Here is a 21,926-nt window from a genome sequence, read left to right as displayed (position 1 = left end):
AAAGTAAGCCTTGAAGCAAGAAAGTGCTTCAAGGCTTACTTTTGTTTTAAAAAGCCAAGCCCGTGAAAAGCACCGTCTGTAGCGGAACATCTAAATCTGGTAAAGTTAAAATGTTGAAATGTTCGTATTTAATAACCGATAATAGATTTATGAAATTGATTCATATTTAACTAGAAATAAATTTGCAACAAAATCAAGAATCGTCTAATATGGCTATTAATTTAATCAATTTAATAATTCAAAGATTTAATAAAAAACACGACCATTAATGGTCCATTGTTATATGCCATATCAATTAGAAAATTGTCTATGAAGTGGAAGATGGCGAGTCCTCGAAAATGCATTCGCATTTCCTTCGTGCGGTGTTGATTCAGAGAGGTTCATTCATAGTCCTGCGGGAAAGCGAGACAGTTGTGACCCCGCAGTGAAAATTCTTTTTGCCCCACAAAAAGAATTTTCTGCGACGAAGCTAGCGAAGCGATGCAGGAGCACGCTGTTTTAGCTTCCGAGGAGGCTCAACGCTCGCCCGCGGAAAGCGCCATCTGGAGCGGGATACTATGTAAATACGGGGAATGAAATATCAACCGAATTATTGAGTAGTTTATTTAGAAAATATTCGTTTTTTTTTAACTAGAAAAGCATTATCACTTCAGATTGGAAAATAAATAAGTAGGTGATTTATCTTGGAAATATATTCATTAAGTGGACCTAGTGGCACTGGAAAAAGTACAGCAGCTCTTTCATTTGCACATGATCATGGAATCGATGGAATTATTGATGACGGACTTTTTATTGTTAAAGGGAAGAAAATTGCTGGTACATCTGCAAAGTTTGAAAAAAGTGCTTTTAAAGCAGTAAAAAGAGCGATCTTCACAGATGAAGATCATTTACATGAAGTACAAAATGCTATAAATGAGCAAGGAATAGATAAACTATTAATCATCGGTACATCGGATCGTATGACTCAAAATATAGCAGAACGCTTAGCATTTGGAGAGATTCAATACTTATATCATATAGAAAATTTAAGAACATCTTCTGAAATGAAATTAGCTAAATTTATACGGAAAACGGAAGGAAAGCATATAATGCCCATTCCTGTTGTGCAGGTTGAGCAAAACTTCTTTAAACGATTCATACAAAAGGGCGTTGAAATTTTCTCACCTAAAAAAGAAAAAATTGGCGAAACAACAATAGTACAGCCGGACTTTCATCAAGTAATAGGACATGTCGAAAAACAACAATTTGTTCAGATTATCAAGCATGCTTGTGAAGAAGAAGACTTAATAGAAAAAGTAACAAAAGTACAATTTGAATTGTTACCATTACCTAAAACAATGATTAACATTGTATTAAGTGGACCAATTAATTTGAATGAACAGATACCGATCGATCAAGTGCAGCGAAACATCTTGCATGCTTTTGAAAAAGAATTTGAATTGGAATTACATAGTATCGATGTAAATATAATTTCTATTCAGAATGCAAAAAATAAGGAACCAGCTATTCATAAGTAAATGAATAGCTAGTTCCTTTATTCTTATGGTAAACGTTTAAATTGTGGTGTTCTTTTTTCTACAAATGCTCGTACTCCCTCGGGAAAATCGTGAGGATCCACAAATGGTGTAGAAGATTTCCAAAGAACAGGTGCAGAATCAACACATTCTTGGACGGATTTTTTAACCGCTAGTACTGAAGCAGGTGACATTGATGCGACAAGTTTACCTAGACGAATTGCATAACGATCCAAATCCTTTTCTTGTGTTATATAATTCAATATACCAACACGGTAGGCTTCATCTGTTTTGAGTAAACGGCCTGTATAAACTAAATCTTTAGTCATGCTTGGGCCAACTAGATTAACAAGTCGTGCTGCAAATTTATTATTTAAAGTGATTCCTAACTTTCCTACTGGAATTCCAAGCTTTGCTTTATCTGATCCAACTCGAATGTCACAGGCAAGAGCTAGTTCCAATCCAGCACCCATTGCAGGACCATTAATAACAGCAATTGTTGGAATTGGTAGATGTTCAATAGTAGAAATCGTTTTTTCCATATGAATAAACGCTTCCTCAGATTCCTCTAAAGAAATGGAATTGAATTCTTTAATATCAGAACCAGCTGTAAATTGTTGTCCATATCCTCTTATAAGCAATACTTTATTTTTGGGATTATCTAATGCTTGTAAGGCGATTATTCGAAGTTCATCCCACATATGTGCAGTTAGAGCATTTTTCGCTTGTGGACGACTGATTGTGATAATAGCTAAACCTGCCGTTTCTTGATAAATGATTTTGGCATCTTCTTTTTCTAGTCTAGTTGTAGAAACTCTCATCATTATCCCCCTAATTTTCATCTTATCTCTATTATATAACAGATTGAACTGTTGTAGTCTAGAAAGAATTTATTTAAAAATTAAAAATAATAATAAACGCGTAAAAATAAACTGAAAATTTAGTAATGCGAAGAAAGAATAATGAAATATTTGTAAAAAGTCAAAAAATTAAGTGAAATGCAACCAAAATATTGGACATTTGTAAAAAGTAATGATTTATTTTGTAAATTTTCTGAAATCCTATTAAATCAGCGTTTAAGGCATTGAAATCATAACTAAAATGCATGATTTTTTATAAGATAATACTGTGTACATTATAAAAGAAAGGTGTTATTCTCTATGTAATATTAAATGTGAACAAAATTGAGCGCCCCAAAAGGTAAAAATGTAAGATTGTCTATGTTTTTAGTTGACAGTTATATTATTTACATTTAATAGAAAAATTATAAAGGCACTCAAATTAAAAAGGAGTTCAAAAAGATGAAGTTATTGGCACCTCAACCATTTACATTAGAGGGAGATCGTCGAGCTGTATTATTGTTGCATGGATTTACTGGAAGTACAAAGGATGTAAAAAAATTAGGACAGTATTTAAATAAACAAGGATATACATGTCATGCGCCAATGTATCGTGGTCATGGTCTTAGTGCCGAAGAAATTTTGAAATACGGTGCGAAATACTGGTGGGAAGATGTGACAAGAGGTTATCATCATTTAAAAGAATTAGGTTATGAGGAAATTGCTGTTGTCGGTATATCTTTAGGTGGTGTCTTTACTTTAAAAGTAGGTGCAGAGTTCCCTGTTAAAGGCGTTGTTTCAATGTGTGCCCCTATTAAACGTAAATCAAAAGACGGTCTTTTCGAACGCTTATATAATTACGCAAAAGCGTATAAACAATTTGAAGGAAAAGATGAAGAACAAATTGAAAAAGAGCTTGAAGAATTAAAGAATTTACCACAAAATGCAATCGATGAAGTGCAAAAAATGATTCAACATACTTCAGATGAAATAGAAGAAATACATGCGCCAACACTTGTATTGCAGGGCAAACTGGATGATTCTTTATACCAAGAAAGTGCACCTTTTATTTATGATACAGTAGAAACAGATGATAAAGAAATTATCTGGTACCAAAATTCAGGTCACATCATTACGTTAGGTAAGGAACGTGACAAAGTATATGAAGATACACTACAATTCTTAGATGAATTACCATGGTCTGAAGAAGCTAAAATAAGTAAGCTTCATGCATAGTATTTTCAAATCATATACCTACAGATAGTAAACAACTACCCGTTATATTTGAATATAACGGGTTTTTTAGTGAGGAAAATTTAATAATAGAGCTCAAAAGTCGATTTTAGTGATAAAATAGTGAACGTCAGGAGACTCTTCAATCGTAAAATTGTTGAGACGAGCTGAGCAGAGTATAGGAGGTATTTTTTTGAACAAGAACAACAATCAGTGGTCAACAAAACTGGGTTTTATTTTGTCGTCCGCGGGAGCAGCGATTGGATTAGGTGCCATCTGGAAATTGCCATATGTAACAGGGCAAAGTGGTGGAGGTGCCTTCTTCTTACTATTTGTTTGTTTTACATTATTAATCGGTTTGCCCATGTTAATCTCGGAATTTATCATTGGACGTGGCACAAATCGTGAAGCAGTTAGTGCATATAAGATTTTAGCACCAAATTCAAAATGGACATGGATTGGTAAGTTAGGAGTCCTAGGTTGCTTTTTACTCTTGTCGTTTTATAGTGTTGTAGGTGGCTGGATCTTAATTTATACAGGGAAAGCTGTTGTAGGGAATGTTATCCAAACGGGTCAAGATCCAAGTGAATTATTTGGAATGGTCACAGGGTCGCCTTGGATTACTATAGTAGGATTGTTATTATTTACTGTTATTAACGTACTAGTGATAAGCTTAGGTGTTCAAAATGGTATTGAAAAAGCAAACAAAGTCATGATGCCGTTGTTATTTATATTCTTTATCATTTTAGTCGTACGTTCGTTAACTCTTGACGGTGCTATGGAAGGTGTAAAATTTTTCTTAGCTCCTGATTTTTCCAAAATTACTGCAAGTTCTGTGCTATACGCTTTAGGTCAATCATTTTTTGCTTTAGCAGTTGGATTTTCGTGTATGGTTACTTATAGCTCTTATTTGAAAAAGGATGAGAGTTTACCATATTCAGCTGGATCAGTAGTCATTATGAATATATTCGTATCCTTGCTTGCAGGACTTGCTATTTTCCCAGCTGTCTTCGCATTTGGTTTTAAACCGGAACAAGGACCGGCATTATTGTTTATGGTTCTCCCTGCTGTTTTTGGTAAACTGCCATTTGGTGAAGTGTTCTTCGCAATCTTTTTATTATTATTCTTATTCGCGACACTTACTTCGTCATTTAGTTTATACGAAATTATCGTTGCAGCACTTGTTGAAAAATGGCCAAACGCAAGACGTAAAATAGCATGGGGAATTGGCTTAGTAGTTTTTATTGCATCAATTCCTGCAGCCTTATCATCAAGTACATTAAGCGACTTTATGATATTCAAAAAAAGTATTTTTGATGCAACAGATTATCTTGTAAGTAATATTCTCTTACCCTTAGGAAACTTACTAATTGCTATTTTTATCATTCATAAAATGGATAAAAAATTAGTGGAAGATGAGTTTTTGAGAGGGAGCACTCTTCAGATAGGCTATTATAAAGCTTGGAGATTTTTGATGGTATTTATCGTACCTATTGTAATAGCTGTAGTGTTAATTTATACTATTTTACAATATTAAAGGATTTAAGGGCATATGAGACGAAATTTGTCTTAATGTCCTTTTTTCTTGTAAATTTCCATCTTGGAACATTTGTTCTCCAAAATAATTCTATGATAAAATACAATATATATAGTAACTGGAACGGAGTGAAGACATGAAAATTTTTCACACAGCTGATTGGCATTTAGGTAAATTAGTACAAGGTGTATCAATGACCGAAGATCAAGAATATATATTAAAGCAATTTTTAGATGATATTGATAAAGAAAACCCCGATGTTGTCGTAATAGCAGGCGATTTATATGATCGTTCTGTTCCACCTACGGAAGCTGTTCGGTTATTAGATGATGTTCTATCTGCCATTGCCATCAAACGAGGAATACCAGTCGTTGCGATTGCTGGGAATCATGATAGTCCTGGTCGAATACATTTTGGTTCTCGATTTATGGGGTCAAAAGGACTTCATATCATTGGAAACTTATCAAAGGAATTAAAGCCGGTAGTATTGCAAGATGAATTTGGCGAAGTACATTTTCATCTAATTCCTTATACCGATCCATCACATGTCCGTTATATTTTCGATGATGACACTGTAAGAACCCAACAAGATGCTATGGCCAAAATTCTAGAAAATGTTGTTGTTTCCTTAGATCCGAATGCCAGACATGTACTAGTGGGACATGCTTTTGTTACGAAAAATGGTGAAGAGGAAGAGAATAAAACAGATGCTGAACGCCCTTTATCAATCGGTGGTTCAGAATGTATTGATTCAAAACTATTTACACCATTTAACTACACAGCACTTGGACATTTACATCAAGCTCATTTTGTAGATTCAGAAAAGGTCAGATACTCAGGATCACCCTTAAAGTATTCTATTTCAGAAGAAACACATAAAAAAGGATACCTTATTGTAGACTTAACTGGCGACGGTTCAATTAATATAACAAAAAAAGAACTAAAACCTAGACGTGACCTAAGATCAGTAGAGATGACAATGGAAGAAATCTTAAAATCTCCTAAAAGCGAGGATTATATATTTGTAAAGCTATTAGATGCGACACCGATTATCTCACCTATGGAGAAAATCCGTTCTGTCTATCCGAACGCTATGCAAGTTGAACGTATCACGTTAAAAGATTTTACTAATGTACAACAAGAAGTCGTATCAAGACAAAAAATGGACGACCTTACACTGTTTAAATCATTTTATCGAGAAATTTTAGGGAATGAAGCAGATGATCAAACAATCGAACTTTTCCATGAAGTTTTGCAAGAAGAATTGTTAACAAACCGTGAAGTCGAGGTGAAGAGTTAATGAAACCGATAGAGCTAAAACTTACAGCATTTGGGCCGTATAAAGATACAGAAACTATTGATTTTAGAGAATTAGGCGAAAATAGATTGTTTGTTATATCTGGATTAACTGGTGCAGGGAAAACAACTATTTTTGATGGAATTTGTTTTGCTCTGTATGGTTCTGCTAGTGGAGAAGATCGTGCTGATATTAAAGAAATTCGTAGTGATTTTGCTACTGATGAAGTTCATACAGCTGCAGAATTGACATTCGCGATAAAAGGAAGAACCTATCGTATTTTACGCCAGCTACCTCACCAAAAAAAGGGAAACAAATCAGCTACAGGTGATAAATTTGAACTTGTAGAAGTTTTACCAGAAGGCGAAAGACCGGTTGTTGAATCACAAAAAGTTGGTGAAATCAATCGAAAAATTGAAGAAATAATTGGCCTATCAAAAGAACAATTTAAACAAATTGTCATGTTGCCGCAAGGTGAATTTCGAAAACTATTGACTTCAGAAACAGAAAATAAAGAAGCCATTCTTCGCAAAATATTTAAAACAGAATCTTATCGCCATTTAGCAGATCGTTTAAAAAGTAAAAAAGATGAGTCAGAAAAAGCATTAAATAGTGCAAAATCTATTGAGCACTTACATATTGATCGTGTTAAAACCTCATTACCGAAACGTGAATCTACTTTACAACAAGTTTTGTCTTCTGAACATATCAATATGTATCAATTAGTAGATGCATTAAATGAAGAAATCGAATTCTACTCAAAAGAACAACAATTAAAAGAAAAATTTTATCAAGAAATATCATCGCAAGTTGAGATTCAACATCACTTAGTTGTTGAAACAAAGGATTTTAATAAACGTTTACGTGCGTATCAAGAAAAAGAAATACAGTTAGTTGCATTAGAAAAGCAATCAGCTATTTTTGAAGAAACTAGAAAGAAGATAGATGCTGCTAAAAAAGCTAGCCATATTATTCCGTTAGAGGAACGTTATTATGAGAATCTCTATTTAAAAAAGGAAAAAGAACAGGCTTTAACCTCCTTGGAGCAATCATATACCTCTGCAAAAGCTAAATGGGAGCAGTCAGTAGTCATTTTTGAAAATGAAAAATTGCAACAACCGAAAATTGAAGAATTAACCGTTGAAATAGCTTCACTCAAAAACTTAGAAGAGAAATTTAACGATTTAACAAAAGCAACGCAATTATTAAAACAGCAACAGGTGGTTGTGGATCAAGATGTGAAAACGTTCAATGAGTTAAAATTACAACTTGATCAACTGAATTTAATTAGATTACAAAATAATGAAGCAACAAAAAATTTAACTCAACAATTAGAGCATTTTGATGAAAAAAATGAACAGCTAACCTTGTTAAAGGAAAAAACAATTGCATGGCAAAATTGGGAAGAACAAGAGATTTCAGTAAAAGAACTTCAAAAACTAGAGGTTGAGAAAAAAAGTATTTATGATCAAGCTACAACCAAGTATCGTACTGAAGAACAGAAATGGTTTAGCAATCAGGCAAGCATTTTAGCTGCACAGCTAGTTGACGGGCAGCCATGTCCTGTTTGTGGAAGTATTGAACACCATTCTGTGCAAGTGAGTCTAAGAGAAACAATAAGTGATGAGCAATTATCAACTTTAAAATCACAAGCAGAGCTTGCAACAAATCAATATTATGAATTACACGGTAGAGTTCAAGCAAGTACTCAACAATTAAGTCATTTAGTAGAAAAATTAACTCAATTAAAATTGCAACCTCAAGACGGTCAGGAAGTTCTTATCCAATATAAACAACTTCAAAATGAACTTGAACAATTAAAACAAAGAAAAAGAGAACTTGAAAATTTACAAACTCAAAAACAACAATTAGATCAACAATTTGAAATGCAAACTCAAAAACAACAACAAATTGAAATTGAAAAGAATGCGCATCTAGAAAAATACTATGATGCTCAAGCGAAATATAATAGTGTTCAAAAAGAAATACCTGAGGACATACCAACAATTCAAGTACTTCATACGAAAGTTCAAACAATCATATTAAATCGTGATCAATTAAAACTACGCTATGAACAAGCACAACAACAGGTAGAAGTGACTAATCGACAAGTAGTTTCGTTAGAAGCTTCGATTAAAAGTGCCGAACAAAGTAAAGTAGAAGCCGAAGAAAAGCTTCAACAATCACAAAATCGATTTAAAGAAGCGGTATTTACAGCTGGATTTGAAAATGGCAATGCTTATCAATCTGCGCGACTAAAACCAGAAGAATTAGAACAGCTTGAAATAGATTATACAAATTACGTAAAGCAAAAATATGCAATCATAGAACAACTAAAGGATGGAGCAGATGATTACGCAGAAAAAACGCTAAAAGATGAGTTACAGCTAGAGCGTCTTTTAGAAGAACTGCGCCAAAAGTCAATTGAGGCTAGCGATCAACTACATCAAACAAAACAACATCAAATCGACGCTATGCAATTATCTAGTGATATTAAAAAAATAAGTCAACAAATCATGGAACTAGAAGAAAAATGTTCTAAGATAATCGATTTATATGATATACTTCGTGGGCAAAATCAATTGAAAATTTCATTTGAGCGATATTTGCAAATTGAATATTTGGAACAAATTATTCAAGCTGCCAATGAACGATTGAACCCAATCTCGAATGGACAATATCGCCTGATCAGAAGTGATAGACAAGAGGCAAGAGGGAAACAAAGCGGGTTAGGATTAGATGTATATGATGCATATACTGGTCAAAATCGAGATGTTAAGACACTTTCAGGTGGGGAAAAATTCAACGCTTCACTGTCATTAGCACTAGGTATGTCTGATGTGATTCAATCGTTCCAAGGAAATATTCAAATCGAAACGATGTTCATCGATGAAGGTTTTGGTACTCTTGATGAAGAGGCATTAAATAAGGCTATCGATACTTTAATTGAATTACAAAATACTGGTAGAATGATTGGGATTATCTCACATGTTGCTGAACTGAAAGACGCTATGCCAGCTCTGTTAGAAGTGAAAAAAAGTAAAGAAGGATTTAGTCATACACGTTTTATTCTAAAATAATGACATACCCCCTCAAGTTAATGAATATATATTATTTATCCTGAATTATTCAAACATACTGTTTAGGCGATTTTAGTAGTTGTTCTATTTTAAAAAATAGAAATGGACTTCTGTATAAAGTCATATTCACTCATTTCATGCACAATTTAGGCGAACAAAAGCGATCATATCAGCTTTTTGTTCGCTTTTTAAATATATCTATGAATAAACTAGGATTATCATTTTCAAATCAGTAAATTGTTAAGTATAAAGGCTTATTTTTTATATTTTTATTAAAGAGTCGTAAAGATTTATAGTTAAAATAGCCAGATAGGTATATAATGTACCGATGGGACAATAATAAGTCCCTACTTGAATCAATTTCATAATTCAAAGATTTGATAAAAAACACGGACATTAAATGGGGCACTGTTATATCCTATATCTATTAGAACAATGTCTATCAAGCGGAAGATGGCGAGTCCTCGAAAATGCATTCGCATTTCCTTCGTGCAATGTTAATGCAGAGAGGTCTATTCATAGTCCTGCGGGAAAGCGAGACAGGTGAGACCCCGCAGAGAAGCAAAAATTCTTTTTGCTCCGCATAAAGAATTTTCTGCGATGAGTAACCGCAGGAGCACAATGCTTTAGCTTCCGAGGAAGCTCAATGATCGCTTAGCACGAAAGCGCCATCTGGAGCGGCATACTAAGTAAATACTGGAAATGAAATAATATCCGAAATCTTGAGTTGTTTATTTAGAAACTATTCGTATTTTTTAACTAGAAAACATTTATGAAATTGACTCACTTAAACTATTTGAATTTATTAATTGAGGGGTAAAAAAATGATGAAAAAATATATATTGGGGATTATTCTAAGTGTTTTTGTAATGAACGTCGTTTTATCACAAGGGCCAGTTGCACATGCGACAACAACAGATAATCAAGTGAAAACAACTGTAGTAGCTAATGGATCTGCTAATACAACAACGAATACTAAAAAAGAAACTGCATCTTCTAATAAGGCAGAATTTGTACAAAATACATTACCTCAAACAGGCGTTGAAGCTAATTATTCTGGCATATATTTTTCAATCGCTGGCTTCTTCTTATTGTTAGCATTTTTCACTAGTCGCTCTAAATTATTTAAGCGCAATAATGTTTCAGACAAACAAAAAAAGTAAACCAATAATGGTTTACTTTCAGGCTGTAGATTCACTTGACGAAAATCGAGAAGATCTACAGTTTTTTATTTTTTTTTACGGAAGCAAGTTCTCTTGATTTAGCTTCTGCATTTTGGATACATGCGTAGATGGTATCTTTAAAATGATTTTCTTCTAATGCTTTAATCCCTGCTTCGGTTGTACCACCAGGACTTGTTACTTTTCGTCGCAATTCCGTTGGTTCTTCACTTGATTGTTTTAGCATCTCAGCAGCACCAGCAATTGTTTGGACGGCTAACTTGCGTACTACATTTTGACTTAACCCAAATTTCATCCCTGCCTGCTCGAAAGCTTCTACTAAATAGTAAAGATAAGCTGGGCCACTACCTGATAGGGCAGTAACTGCGTGCAATTCATCTTCTTGAACCTCTATAACTAACCCAATGGCTTCTAACATGTGCATAAATTCCTCTTTAAGGGAAATGGTAGTGGAACTGTTAAATGCGACACCACTTGCAGACATACCAATTGTTGCTGAAGTATTCGGCATAACTCGTGCCATTGGTCTTTTTCCTAATGTTTGTTCAATTGTGTCCATGGAAACACCTGCTACTACGGATAAAATGGCTGTATTTAATTGAAGATATGGAACTAAATCTTCCATAGCTTTCTGAATGTCTTTTGGTTTCATTGCTAGTATTAAGCAATCAGCTTTTTTCACAATTTCGCGACTTTCACAAACAATTTGTACGCCATAGGTATTAGCCATTCTTTGCAGCTTTTGTTGATCGGATTTATTCATAACGTATATGTTTTCGGGTAAAACAACACCTTCTTTGACCCAGCCATGAATTAATGCTTCTGCCATTGAGCCAGCACCTGCAAATACAATTGTTTTCATTTTCGTCGCCTCCTAAATTTTTTATTGGCATTGTTTATTAATAATGTTGATATTCATTCGTCGCTACAGGAGGACGCTTTCCGCTGGCGATCCAACGAGCTTCCAAGTCCGCTAACTTGTGGGGTCTCTTCTTGCTGGTTTTGTGGCTACTGAAAAAGTGTAGTAATACAAATATTAATAGTATATTTCTGTTATTGGATGAAGTGGAATTAGCTCCGCTTTCCGTGGGCGAACTGACGAGCCTCCTCGCTGCACTCCGGGGTCTCGTCTAGCTCGTTTTCCCACAGGAGCCTCCGCTAATTCCACTTCAACGAAGATAGCAATATCAGATTTTTATCATAAATTTACATCTGTTTTTACTTTTTCAGTGGCTCCGCATTTTCTAGCAGGAGTCTCCGCTTTTGCTCATGTAAAGGCAATAAAAATTCAACATTATCATTTAACAAAGCGTTTTAATAAAAAAAGCATCTTCATCCTTAATATAAGGACGAAAATGCTCGATTCCGCGGTACCACCTTGTTTTGCTACTAATTGTAGCACAACTCAATTTCTCTTTATCGCAGAGATGCGACTGTGTTTTCACAGTAGCTCAGAAGTAGGTTCCATAAGTACATTGTTATGTGACTTGCAGCCGATGATCACACTCTCTATAAACTCCGTATCCTTTGTACTATTCTTCGTCTTTGCTTAACATATATAAATGTGAGTATAGGGAATGAAAGAAGATTTGTCAATGTAAAAAGATGACGATATTCAAAAAAACCTGTACAATAAATTGAATAAGTATTCATTAAAAGGGGCCTAAGTATGATTCAAAAAATTGTAACACCTGTACCTTTTCCTGAAGGAACAGTGAATTCATATATATTAAAAAATGATGCACTATCCATTATAGACGTAGGTACGAAAACACCTGAAGCTTTGGAAGCATTAAAGGAAGGTGTAAAAAATGCTGGATATCGAATGGGTGATATCGAACAAGTAATTTTAACTCACCATCATCCTGATCATGTAGGATGGATTGATGCTTTTCCAAATGCTGAAGTACTTGGGCATGTATATGTTGATGCATGGCTTCGAAGAGATCCAGTATTTATTAATTCACACTACGATTTTTATATGGATCGTATGAAAGAAGAAGGTGTTCCGGAAAAGTATTTATTTTGGGTAAACAAAATGACACGATCAGTAGAAATGCTTGGTGAGCGGACATTAACTGGAATTATCCATGATGGTCAAGAGATTCCTGGCCATAAAGGATTAGTTGCAATTGAGACACTTGGACATGCACAAAGTCATCTGGCTTTTTGGCATGAAGAGAAGAAGGCGATGATTGGCGGGGATTTATTAATTGGTAAAATTTCATCCAACCCTCTGATTGAACCACCATTAAATCCGAAGGCAAAAAGAGCAAAATCCTTATTACAATACAATGCGTCGTTAAAAAAGCTATTAACATTACCAATTGATATTCTTTATAGTGGACATGGTGAGGAAATAACAAATGTTCATGAATTGGTAAATGCAAGACTAGAAAAACAGCATCTTCGCGCAATGAGAGTACTCGATATGTTAGAAGAACGACCAAAAACTATTTTTGAACTAAATATTGAAATTTTCCCTGCACATTATGAAAGAGAACTTGGCTTAACTTTATCTCAAACAATTGGTCAAACAGACTATTTATTAGATAACGGCTTAATTACAGAAGAAAAAGATGAGAACGGTGTATTCTGGTATGCAAAAAAGTAAAACAATTTTAATAACAGGTGCAACTTCAGGTGTCGGCCGACTAATTGCAATAAAATTGGCGGAAAAAGGACATCGTATTATTGCAACTGGGAGAAATAACAAAGCTTTAAGCGAATTAGCTAAAAGGAATATGATGGTTTTCGAGAGTGATTTATCTACTCAATCAGGGGTGAAGGTTTTAGTTGAGCAGTTACCACAGATTGATATTGCTATTTTTTCTGCTGGAATTGGTACTTTTGAGTATGCTACCGAAATATTGGATGAAGATTTATTGGAAATGTTGCAAGTGAATATTCAAGCACCGATTCTTCTTACAAAACATATTGCGTCTAAGATGAAAACAAAGCAACATGGTCAACTCATTTTCATTGGATCACAGGCAGGGAAGGTTGCGACGCCTAAAGCAGCTGTATATGCTGCGACGAAACATGCGTTGATAGGCTATACAAATGCATTGCGAATGGAACTTGCGCCATTTCACATTGATGTTACTTGTATTCATCCAGGACCGATTGATACGCCATTTATTGATCATGCTGACAAAACAGCTTCATATAGAAAAGCGATGAAACGTGTTTTATTAGATCCTGAAAAAGTGGCGAATGCTACAATTAATACAATTGGTAAGAAAACAAGAGAAGTAAACTTACCTTGGTATATGGGGATTTCAAGTAAAATATATGCAATTGCTCCTAGTATTGTAGAGAAATTGGGGAAGAACTTCTTCAATAAAAAATGAATGACGTATACATTTGCTGTATTAAATCTCTACTATTTCATTTTCAAAAGGGCTACTTGTAAGTTTTTGATCATATGAAAAATAAAATATTTCATTGAATTTTTTAATATAAGTTTATTAAGATAGCGACTCTAAAGAATAATTTGAGTCGCTATTTTTCTGTTTAATCCACTGGATTCTATCGAAAATTACATTATTTTTACATTGAATATTTTAAATTGATTATTATTTATAATTTTTTAGAAAAATGCAAGAAAATACACTTGTGTTCATTTTTATTCCATGATAAGATGTATGCATAAATATTAATAAATGACGCATAAACATACACCGAGAGACATGGAGGAATGTAAGATGGCAAAAAAATTAGTGTTAGCATATTCAGGTGGTTTAGATACTTCCGTAGCGATTCAATGGTTAAAAGACAAAGGGTATGACGTAGTAGCATGCTGCTTAGACGTTGGTGAAGGAAAAGATTTAGACTTTGTACAAAAGAAAGCACTTGAAGTTGGTGCAGTTGAATCTTATATCGTTGATGCTAAAGACGAATTCGCTGAAGAATATGCTTTAATCTCATTACAAGGTCACACTTGGTATGAACAAAAATATCCTTTAGTTTCTGCTTTATCTCGTCCTCTAATTTCAAAAAAATTAGTAGAAATCGCAGAAAAAACTGGTGCAGTTGCTGTAGCACATGGATGTACAGGTAAAGGGAATGACCAAGTTCGTTTCGAAGTTTCTATTAAATCTTTAAATCCCGATTTAGAAGTTCTAGCACCTGTTCGTGAGTGGGCTTGGAGCCGTGAAGAAGAAATCGAATATGCAAAAGAAAAAAATATTCCGATTCCAATCAATTTAGATAGCCCATTCTCAATCGACCAAAACTTATGGGGTCGTGCAAACGAATGTGGTATTTTAGAAGATCCTTGGGCTGCACCACCAGCTGATGCTTATGAGTTAACAGTTGCTCTTGAAGATGCACCTAATACACCAGATGTAATCGAAATCGAATTTGAACAAGGTGTTCCAGTTGCTCTTGATGGTGTGCAATATAAACTAGCAGATTTAATCTTAAAATTGAACGAATTAGCTGGTAAACATGGTGTTGGACGTATTGACCATGTTGAAAACAGACTTGTCGGTATTAAATCTCGTGAAGTATACGAAGTGCCAGGTGCTCACACTTTACTTCTAGCTCATAAAGAATTAGAAGATATTACTCTTGTAAAAGAATTGGCGCACTTTAAACCAGTAATCGAGAAAAAATTAACTGAAATTATTTATGATGGTTTATGGTTCTCGCCATTACGTGTTGCAATTGAAGCATTCTTAAAAGAAACGCAAAAATACGTGAATGGTACAGTTCGTGTGAAATTATTTAAAGGTCACGCAATTGTAGAAGGACGTAAATCACCAAACTCTTTATATGACGAAAAATTAGCTACTTATACAAAAGATGACGAATTCAACCATGCTTCAGCTGTAGGCTTTATTGAATTATTCGGTCTTCCTACAAAAGTTAATTCAATGGTCAACAACAAAGGAGCAAAGAAGGTGCAAGCATGAGTGGTAAACTTTGGGGAGGTCGCTTCCAAAAATCTGCTGAACAATGGGTAGACGAATTTGGAGCATCCATCGGGTTTGATCAACAGCTTGTAACTGAGGATTTAGAAGGTAGCATCGCACATGTAACCATGCTTGGCGAAACCGGCATCCTTGATCAAGATGAAGTCAGCACGATAAAAGATGGCCTTGAACAATTAAAAGTAAAAGCTCAAAATAACGAGCTTACGTTTTCAGTAGCAAACGAAGATATTCATTTGAATCTAGAGAAGATGTTAATCGATTTGGTCGGTCCTGTTGGAGGAAAACTTCATACAGGCCGTAGCCGAAACGACCAAGTTGCAACGGATATGCATTTATTCTTGAAAAAGCGTGTAAAAGAAGTAGTTGAGCTAATTGCAAAATTCCAAGAAACAATTGTCGATCAAGCAGTGGCAAACATCGATACACTTGCACCTGGATATACACATTTACAACGTGCACAACCGATTTCCTTCGCGCATCATTTAATGACATACTTCTGGATGTTAGAAAGAGATAAAGAACGTTTTAGCGAGTCGCTGAAACGTATAGACATCTCTCCACTTGGAGCAGGGGCTCTAGCTGGAACAACATTCCCGATTGATCGTGAAATGAGTGCAAAACTAATGGGCTTTTCATCTGTCTATCAAAACAGTATGGATGCAGTAAGCGATCGCGACTTTATCGTAGAATTTTTAAGCAATAGTTCCTTATTAATGGCGCATTTATCAAGATTTGCTGAAGAAATTATTCTTTGGTCAAGTGAAGAATTCAAATTCATCGAGTTAGATGATGCCTTCTCAACAGGTTCAAGTATTATGCCACAGAAAAAAAATCCTGATATGGCAGAACTAATTCGTGGAAAAGCAGGCCGTGTATACGGCAATCTAATGGGATTGTTGACAGTCTTAAAAGGCATCCCACTTGCTTATAACAAAGATATGCAGGAAGACAAAGAAGGAATGTTTGATACACTTCATACAATTGTCGGAGCGCTTAAAATCTTTGAAGGCATGATTCGTACTATGACTGTTGAGAAAGAAACATTGAACAAAGCTGTTCATCAAGATTTTTCAAATGCAACTGAGCTTGCGGATTATTTAGCAACAAAAGGTATGCCATTCCGTGAAGCACATGCTGTAACAGGTAAATTAGTATTCCTTTGCATTCAACGCGGTATTTACTTATTAGACCTACCTCTTGAGGACTTGCAAGAGGCGAGCAATCTTATCGAAGCGGATGTGTACGATGTATTAGCACCGGAGGCAGCTGTTAAACGTCGTCATTCCCTAGGTGGAACCGGTTTCGATCAAGTGATAATCCAAATTGAAAAAGCAAAAGAAAAATTATCAGTTACAAAACAGACAATATAAAATTTTAACTTATGCAAAAAACTTGTCTGCCAATTGCAAGACTAAGATTTCATCACAAATTAGTAATTGAATGATTGGAAGGACGTTCACAGAGGGGGGCCAATTCCATAGACAGCATACATAGTGTGCTAAAGAAAAACCAGTTCTCAGAGGGGAGCTGGTTTTTTTATTTCTAGATTAAGTTAAAACCAAAATTGGAATAAAATTCATTTTGTAGTAAAATAGTAAAAAAAGACTATTAGGCAGGTGGATGATATGTTGTTTATGTTTTTAATTAGTACAATGTTAATGCTATCCCCATTGTTTTTAATATCATATTTTCATTTTGAAAAAAGTGCATATAAAAAATTAACGAATGTATCTTATTGGAAGGTTCGTTTTAATACAGGATTATACGGAGAATATTTAATCGTCAATGAATTGCAAAAAATCTCTGGTATACATAAAACACTAGTGAATTTATACATCCCTAAATCCAATAGTGATGAATTAACTGAAATCGATATTTTGTTTATTCACGAAAAAGGGATTTATGTGATTGAATCGAAAAATTATAGTGGTTGGATTTTCGGTAGAGAAAAAGATTACAAATGGACTCAAGTATTCCCGAATAAAAAGAAGTTTAAATTCTATAACCCTATTAAGCAAAATTGGACCCATATGCATGCTTTACAAAAAGTCGTTTCTGACCAACCTGAAGAATTATTTACTTCGATCATTGTCTTTAGCAATCGGTGCACACTTAAATCTATAGAAGTGACATCTTCCAGTATTCATGTAATTACAAGAAAAGAAATTCCGGTAATAAATAAAATTAATCAGCAACTTTCTCAAAATCATGTACCGGTTTATTCGCTTTATGGGAAATTAGTTAAATATACACAAGTCAGCGAAAAGGTTAAGGAAGAACATATTTCAAATATTCAAAGAAAGTTATCTTAAATATATTTCTATCTGAATCAATTTCACAAATCCATTTCCGGTTTTTAATACAAAGATTTCAACACATTAACTTTTCAATATTCAGATGTGGATGTTCCGCGACAAACGGCGCTTTCCATGGGCTTAGCTTTATCTCCTCGAAGTTTGAATCAAGAAAACCAAAGATAAATTGATATTTTACGAAAGGATGAGTAAAATCAGAGAATTTTTAACAATAAATCAAAATAAAATTGAGATATTTCAAAAAGGGAAAAATGGGACACCGATAATTATCCTTACAGGAATGGGCTGTTCATTCGATGAATGGTATGAAGTGACAGAATCATTAAGTAATACAAATAGAGTTATAATGTTTCATAGACCAGGTCAAGGTGCAAGTGAAATTCGTAATGAAGTCCGTAATACACAGACAGTCGTAAATGAAGTAAGTGAGATGATTCATTTACTTAAAATATCAGAACCTGTAGTATTAGTTGGTCATTCCTATGGTGGATTATGTGTACAGCATTTTGTGAAAGAGCATCCTAAAAAGGTTGCTGGAATAGTATTAGTAGATTCAACTTCGATTGATTTAAAGATTTTAGATAATTTGGATTTACCTGTTTTAAATGAAGGGTCAACCGATGATTTTTGGATGGAGAAATGTCATTCTTATTCTCAAATGACAAGGGAAGAATTAACAGAAGTTATTAAACCTACTTTAACAGAAAAACAAAAGCTTCTCCCAAATGATATTCAACAACGCTTAATAAATTTCCAAATAAATCCTTCTTTATATAAAGCAATGTGTTCTGAAATTAGCAACTGGAAGAAGGACGGAGATATTATTAAGAATTTAGTAGAATACCCTGATATACCTTTAATTGTTATTGGCCGAGATAAAGTGCATAACATTAGGTTAGGCATTATGGAGGGTTTACCAGAGTGGGAGTTAAGATTATTTGAAGAAAAGTGGCAAGAACTTATCATGAATCAAGTTAATCTTACTTCAAATGGTAAATTTATAATCGCACAAGAAGCAAGTCATGCAATACATATTGACAGACCCGATATTATAGTTCAATCAATTAATAAAATAAGTTCCTTATTTAACTAATGAGTGCTAAAGGAGGAAGTTTTGTTGAAGAATTTAATATACATATTGATTAGTATACTTTTGTTATCTGTTGTTGGATGTTCTTCTAATCAACAGGTAACAAGTAGCACATTTGCATTTACTGAAGAAAAGGAAAAAGATTTACAAAAAGTTGCTTATCAATCCCTATCGAACTCTATAAAGAAAGAAATAATTGATGAGGAGCAGGGGAAAGTTTCGGGTTTTAAATCGGGAAGTGAATTAGAGGTATTTAATAATATAAACAGCAATACTATAGATATTAAAGACACTCAAACAATATTGGTGAATTTTACAACCAAAGAAAAATCTAAATTTAAGTCTATCAATGTTTATTTGGAAAAAAATGGTGAAAAAGTATTAGGGTTTCTTACGGAGAATAAGTAGGTATATGTCTTAGATTTTTGAAACGGTGGCTTTAATTAAGATCTAGCTGTCATTAAAGTCAACATAGATATGAAAATAGGAATATATTAGATGATGCAGGAGGTGATATGAAATGGCGATAATTGTAGCATTAGCGGTTGCAATACTGGGTTCAGCTACGGCATACCAATTAAGTAAAGAAAAGTCAAAAAAAAGAAAATATATAATTTGGGGCATCACCACGATGGTAGCAATTGCTCCGTTCTTATCTTTTTCAATTGGTTTAACATATGCAATTATTGTTAGGAATGGTTGGGCAGCATTGATTATGGTGTATTTGTTTCCAGTGATTTTCATCATGGGGCTTATTATGTTATTGGTAGGTATCTTTAAGGAAAAAGGAACAGAATCTATATAGACTACAGGAAGATATTCCTCAACAAAGAAGGTAGCATTTTCCTTATTTAATTTAAAGGCACAGGTTAGTCCAATAAGAAATATCCAATATCATGATTGCAACACTGATCACTTTTACACAGTTTGAAGTAATCTAATTGCGGAGGATAATTCAAATGGAGTTTATATTTATTCGTCACGGTCAAGGAGAACATACATTAGATATACCAAGTAGCCTACAAATATCATCCCCATCATTAACAACTAAAGGGGTAGAACAAGCAAAATTATTAAGAAATCAGCTTCCATTAACTGATAAAGATATTATAATAATCAGCCCTCTTAGAAGAACACTACAAACCGCATTCATATGGAGTGAAAATATTGACTGTCGCAAGATTGTAAGTCCACTAGTTTCTCCAAGAATATTTCCCTTTCTCCCAGAACGGAACACGTTGCCTTGTGATAGAGTAATTAGTTCAGAAATAATTAAAAATGAATATCCAACTTATGAAATTGATATGAAGGATTTTTTCGATTTATGGTCTGATGGTATAAATGTTTTGCCAGAAAGAGATTTTATAAAAATAGCTAAACAGTTTATAGAAGATTGTAAACAACTTCAAAAAGAAAAGATTTATATAGTATCACATGATGGAACCATTACTTCATATCGTCAAATGATTTCTGGTCAAACTCTTACCAGAAAAGATTTTCCGCAAGAAACAGGCTGGTTTCAAATTAGTTGTTGAATTATTGGTTTTAAAAAAACAAAAAATTAAAGTCAACTTTATATAGTTGGCTTTTTGTATGCCACAAGAACAAATAGGTTAATAAAAAAATTTTTCTTATTAACTAAATGCTCTGTTATTTTAAATACGGAAAAGTATTTATTGTTTTCAGAAAATTATTGACATTATTTTCACTTATGTTTATATTACATATAACCAATTGGTTATATGTTAAAAGTGAGGGAAGGATAATGCCAGATGTTTATCGTGCATTAGGTGATTCAACGCGGCGCCGTATATTAAGTATGCTTAAACAAGGAAATAAAAGCCAAAAGGAGATAGTCGAAGCATTTGATATCTCTCAACCAGCAATTAAGAAGCATTTAAATATTTTATTGGAGGAAGGAATTATTTCGGAGAGCTTGAGTGGGAAGTATCGTATCTATTCATTAAATCTCAACGGGCTCCAAATTGCCTACCATGAAATGCTTCAATACATCGGAGAACTACTTGATGATCAACTCGTAAGTCTAAAAGATTATGTGGAAAAAGGAGAGTTTCGAGATGAAGATGATTAAGGATTCCATTAAGAGAGAAATTGTTGTTAATGCGCCTTTGAATCAAGTTTGGGATGCATTGACTAAGCCTGAGCATTTAAACCGTTGGTATACAAAAAATGCTGAGATAGAATTTTGTATAGGTGGAAGAGGTTATATGAATCACGGATGGGGGGCAACATCTGAGGGTGTATTTACAGAAATAGATACCATGAAACGCTTTGTACTTCAGAGCCTTGATGGGGATTTTACTACCATAACTTCTTTAGAAGAAGTAGAAAGTGGTATTCAGGTGAGTATAGAATATCAGGCTTCCTTTATTGGTGTAATGAATCAATCTACAAAGGAAAATATGTTGTTTGGTACAAGTCAATTCTTAGAAAATCTAAAGAGTGTCTATGAAACAAATACTGATAATCGTGCGGATTTTTGGAAAGCATGGATTGGTATTGTACACACAACAAACGAGAAGGATAGAGGTACAAGAGTTTTACAGGTGAAGGAAGGAACGGTAGCTGCAACTGCTGGAGTTAAACCTGAAGATATTATAGTGGAGATCGATGGAGAAGAAATTACAGGATATGAATCATTCGAAAGAACATTGAATAAAAAAACTGATAATGCCACTGTTACCTTAACAATAGTAAGAAAAAGTGAAAAGTTACGTGTTAAGTGCTTTGTAGAAGCTTACCCTGTATCTTATTAATAATAGTGAAGAAGATCTTCATGGATAGCTAACGAGGCGATTGCGAAATAAGAGCAGTCGCTTTTTTACTAAAGGTGCAGTTTAGTTGAATATTACCATTAAAATGGAAGGCTTAATTCTAGA

The 21,926-nt window shown here is 34.1% G+C and carries 19 protein-coding genes and 1 other annotated feature; of the genes, 17 read left to right on the top strand and 2 right to left on the bottom strand.

Annotated elements, in window-relative coordinates:
• Positions 1 to 683 precede the first annotated feature (683 nt).
• On the top strand, positions 684 to 1,517 hold the full coding sequence (locus Q8X41_RS02890) for a hypothetical protein (RefSeq protein ID WP_397538761.1): 834 nt from the start codon (positions 684 to 686) through the stop codon (positions 1,515 to 1,517).
• Between the two features lie 23 nt (positions 1,518 to 1,540).
• Here the strand turns inward: Q8X41_RS02890 and Q8X41_RS02885 are convergent, their stop codons facing one another.
• Complete coding sequence (locus Q8X41_RS02885; RefSeq protein ID WP_397538760.1) at positions 1,541 to 2,335, bottom strand: enoyl-CoA hydratase/isomerase family protein; 795 nt, start codon at positions 2,333 to 2,335, stop codon at positions 1,541 to 1,543.
• Positions 2,336 to 2,815: 480 nt separating this feature from the next.
• On the opposite strand from Q8X41_RS02885, the gene Q8X41_RS02880 reads away from it, so the two are divergent.
• The 5 genes from Q8X41_RS02880 to Q8X41_RS02860 all read left to right on the top strand — a co-directional run bounded on the left by Q8X41_RS02880 (position 2,816) and on the right by Q8X41_RS02860 (position 10,663).
• On the top strand, positions 2,816 to 3,589 hold the full coding sequence (locus Q8X41_RS02880) for an alpha/beta hydrolase (protein ID WP_397538759.1): 774 nt from the start codon (positions 2,816 to 2,818) through the stop codon (positions 3,587 to 3,589).
• A 190-nt stretch (positions 3,590 to 3,779) separates the two neighbouring features.
• On the top strand, positions 3,780 to 5,123 hold the full coding sequence (locus Q8X41_RS02875; RefSeq protein WP_397538758.1) for a sodium-dependent transporter: 1,344 nt from the start codon (positions 3,780 to 3,782) through the stop codon (positions 5,121 to 5,123).
• Positions 5,124 to 5,259: 136 nt separating this feature from the next.
• On the top strand, positions 5,260 to 6,423 hold the full coding sequence (locus tag Q8X41_RS02870) for an exonuclease SbcCD subunit D (RefSeq protein WP_397538757.1): 1,164 nt from the start codon (positions 5,260 to 5,262) through the stop codon (positions 6,421 to 6,423).
• Positions 6,423 to 9,500, top strand: coding sequence for an SbcC/MukB-like Walker B domain-containing protein (locus Q8X41_RS02865; protein ID WP_397538756.1), 3,078 nt, complete (start codon positions 6,423 to 6,425; stop codon positions 9,498 to 9,500). Before Q8X41_RS02870 ends, Q8X41_RS02865 begins: the two co-directional genes overlap by 1 nt.
• 824 nt (positions 9,501 to 10,324) lie before the next feature.
• Positions 10,325 to 10,663 (top strand): LPXTG cell wall anchor domain-containing protein, encoded by a 339-nt coding sequence (locus Q8X41_RS02860; RefSeq protein WP_397538755.1) that lies wholly within the window; start codon positions 10,325 to 10,327, stop codon positions 10,661 to 10,663.
• A 55-nt stretch (positions 10,664 to 10,718) separates the two neighbouring features.
• Here Q8X41_RS02860 and proC read toward each other — a convergent pair whose 3' ends face one another.
• Positions 10,719 to 11,543 carry a pyrroline-5-carboxylate reductase gene (gene proC, locus Q8X41_RS02855; protein ID WP_397538754.1) on the bottom strand — a complete coding sequence of 275 codons (825 nt, stop codon included), beginning with the start codon at positions 11,541 to 11,543 and terminating at the stop codon, positions 10,719 to 10,721.
• Between the two features lie 480 nt (positions 11,544 to 12,023).
• Positions 12,024 to 12,236, bottom strand: a binding site (T-box leader).
• Between the two features lie 114 nt (positions 12,237 to 12,350).
• Between proC and Q8X41_RS02850 the strand changes: the two genes are divergently transcribed.
• The 11 genes from Q8X41_RS02850 (at position 12,351) to Q8X41_RS02800 (ending at position 21,803) form a co-directional block, all read left to right on the top strand.
• The gene (locus Q8X41_RS02850; protein ID WP_397538753.1) at positions 12,351 to 13,295 is read left to right on the top strand and encodes an MBL fold metallo-hydrolase; all 945 of its coding nucleotides are present in this window, start codon (positions 12,351 to 12,353) and stop codon (positions 13,293 to 13,295) included.
• On the top strand, positions 13,282 to 14,034 hold the full coding sequence (locus Q8X41_RS02845) for an SDR family NAD(P)-dependent oxidoreductase (protein ID WP_397538752.1): 753 nt from the start codon (positions 13,282 to 13,284) through the stop codon (positions 14,032 to 14,034). Before Q8X41_RS02850 ends, Q8X41_RS02845 begins: the two co-directional genes overlap by 14 nt.
• A 354-nt stretch (positions 14,035 to 14,388) precedes the next feature.
• Positions 14,389 to 15,600 (top strand): argininosuccinate synthase, encoded by a 1,212-nt coding sequence (locus Q8X41_RS02840; RefSeq protein WP_397538751.1) that lies wholly within the window; start codon positions 14,389 to 14,391, stop codon positions 15,598 to 15,600.
• Entirely contained in the window at positions 15,597 to 16,991 is a 1,395-nt protein-coding gene (argH, locus tag Q8X41_RS02835; protein WP_397538750.1) for an argininosuccinate lyase, read from the top strand. The genes Q8X41_RS02840 and argH overlap by 4 nt, the downstream gene beginning before the upstream one ends.
• 264 nt (positions 16,992 to 17,255) lie before the next feature.
• Complete coding sequence (locus tag Q8X41_RS02830; protein ID WP_397540189.1) at positions 17,256 to 17,933, top strand: nuclease-related domain-containing protein; 678 nt, start codon at positions 17,256 to 17,258, stop codon at positions 17,931 to 17,933.
• A 187-nt stretch (positions 17,934 to 18,120) separates the two neighbouring features.
• Positions 18,121 to 19,029, top strand: a complete 909-nt coding sequence (locus Q8X41_RS02825) for an alpha/beta fold hydrolase (protein ID WP_397538749.1) — start codon at positions 18,121 to 18,123, stop codon at positions 19,027 to 19,029.
• Positions 19,030 to 19,053: 24 nt separating this feature from the next.
• Positions 19,054 to 19,434: a hypothetical protein gene (locus tag Q8X41_RS02820; RefSeq protein WP_397538748.1), complete on the top strand. Its 381-nt coding sequence runs from the start codon at positions 19,054 to 19,056 to the stop codon at positions 19,432 to 19,434.
• Positions 19,435 to 19,546: 112 nt separating this feature from the next.
• Positions 19,547 to 19,831 carry a hypothetical protein gene (locus tag Q8X41_RS02815; protein ID WP_397538747.1) on the top strand — a complete coding sequence of 95 codons (285 nt, stop codon included), beginning with the start codon at positions 19,547 to 19,549 and terminating at the stop codon, positions 19,829 to 19,831.
• Positions 19,832 to 19,985: 154 nt separating this feature from the next.
• Positions 19,986 to 20,561 carry a histidine phosphatase family protein gene (locus Q8X41_RS02810; protein WP_397538746.1) on the top strand — a complete coding sequence of 192 codons (576 nt, stop codon included), beginning with the start codon at positions 19,986 to 19,988 and terminating at the stop codon, positions 20,559 to 20,561.
• 230 nt (positions 20,562 to 20,791) lie between these two features.
• Positions 20,792 to 21,118, top strand: coding sequence for a metalloregulator ArsR/SmtB family transcription factor (locus Q8X41_RS02805; protein WP_397538745.1), 327 nt, complete (start codon positions 20,792 to 20,794; stop codon positions 21,116 to 21,118).
• A complete protein-coding gene (locus Q8X41_RS02800; protein ID WP_397538744.1) occupies positions 21,105 to 21,803 on the top strand; it encodes an SRPBCC domain-containing protein in 699 nt (232 codons plus the stop codon). Before Q8X41_RS02805 ends, Q8X41_RS02800 begins: the two co-directional genes overlap by 14 nt.
• Positions 21,804 to 21,926 lie beyond the last annotated feature (123 nt).

This window comes from Rummeliibacillus pycnus, from assembly GCF_044359855.1.
GTDB classification, from domain to species: domain Bacteria; phylum Bacillota; class Bacilli; order Bacillales_A; family Planococcaceae; genus Rummeliibacillus; species Rummeliibacillus pycnus_A.
The sequence above is the reverse complement of the archived record's forward strand: the minus strand, read 5'-3'. Positions and strand labels throughout refer to the sequence as shown.

Coding starts and splice junctions, on each gene's coding strand:
- Q8X41_RS02885 (WP_397538760.1), bottom strand. CDS start 2,335: ATGAGAGTTTCTACAACTAGACTAGAAAAAGAAGATGCCAAAATCATT.
- Q8X41_RS02880 (WP_397538759.1), top strand. CDS start 2,816: ATGAAGTTATTGGCACCTCAACCATTTACATTAGAGGGAGATCGTCGA.
- Q8X41_RS02870 (WP_397538757.1), top strand. CDS start 5,260: ATGAAAATTTTTCACACAGCTGATTGGCATTTAGGTAAATTAGTACAA.
- Q8X41_RS02865 (WP_397538756.1), top strand. CDS start 6,423: ATGAAACCGATAGAGCTAAAACTTACAGCATTTGGGCCGTATAAAGAT.
- Q8X41_RS02860 (WP_397538755.1), top strand. CDS start 10,325: ATGATGAAAAAATATATATTGGGGATTATTCTAAGTGTTTTTGTAATG.
- proC (WP_397538754.1), bottom strand. CDS start 11,543: ATGAAAACAATTGTATTTGCAGGTGCTGGCTCAATGGCAGAAGCATTA.
- Q8X41_RS02850 (WP_397538753.1), top strand. CDS start 12,351: ATGATTCAAAAAATTGTAACACCTGTACCTTTTCCTGAAGGAACAGTG.
- Q8X41_RS02845 (WP_397538752.1), top strand. CDS start 13,282: ATGCAAAAAAGTAAAACAATTTTAATAACAGGTGCAACTTCAGGTGTC.
- Q8X41_RS02840 (WP_397538751.1), top strand. CDS start 14,389: ATGGCAAAAAAATTAGTGTTAGCATATTCAGGTGGTTTAGATACTTCC.
- argH (WP_397538750.1), top strand. CDS start 15,597: ATGAGTGGTAAACTTTGGGGAGGTCGCTTCCAAAAATCTGCTGAACAA.
- Q8X41_RS02830 (WP_397540189.1), top strand. CDS start 17,256: ATGTTTTTAATTAGTACAATGTTAATGCTATCCCCATTGTTTTTAATA.
- Q8X41_RS02825 (WP_397538749.1), top strand. CDS start 18,121: ATGAGTAAAATCAGAGAATTTTTAACAATAAATCAAAATAAAATTGAG.
- Q8X41_RS02815 (WP_397538747.1), top strand. CDS start 19,547: ATGGCGATAATTGTAGCATTAGCGGTTGCAATACTGGGTTCAGCTACG.
- Q8X41_RS02810 (WP_397538746.1), top strand. CDS start 19,986: ATGGAGTTTATATTTATTCGTCACGGTCAAGGAGAACATACATTAGAT.
- Q8X41_RS02805 (WP_397538745.1), top strand. CDS start 20,792: ATGCCAGATGTTTATCGTGCATTAGGTGATTCAACGCGGCGCCGTATA.
- Q8X41_RS02800 (WP_397538744.1), top strand. CDS start 21,105: ATGAAGATGATTAAGGATTCCATTAAGAGAGAAATTGTTGTTAATGCG.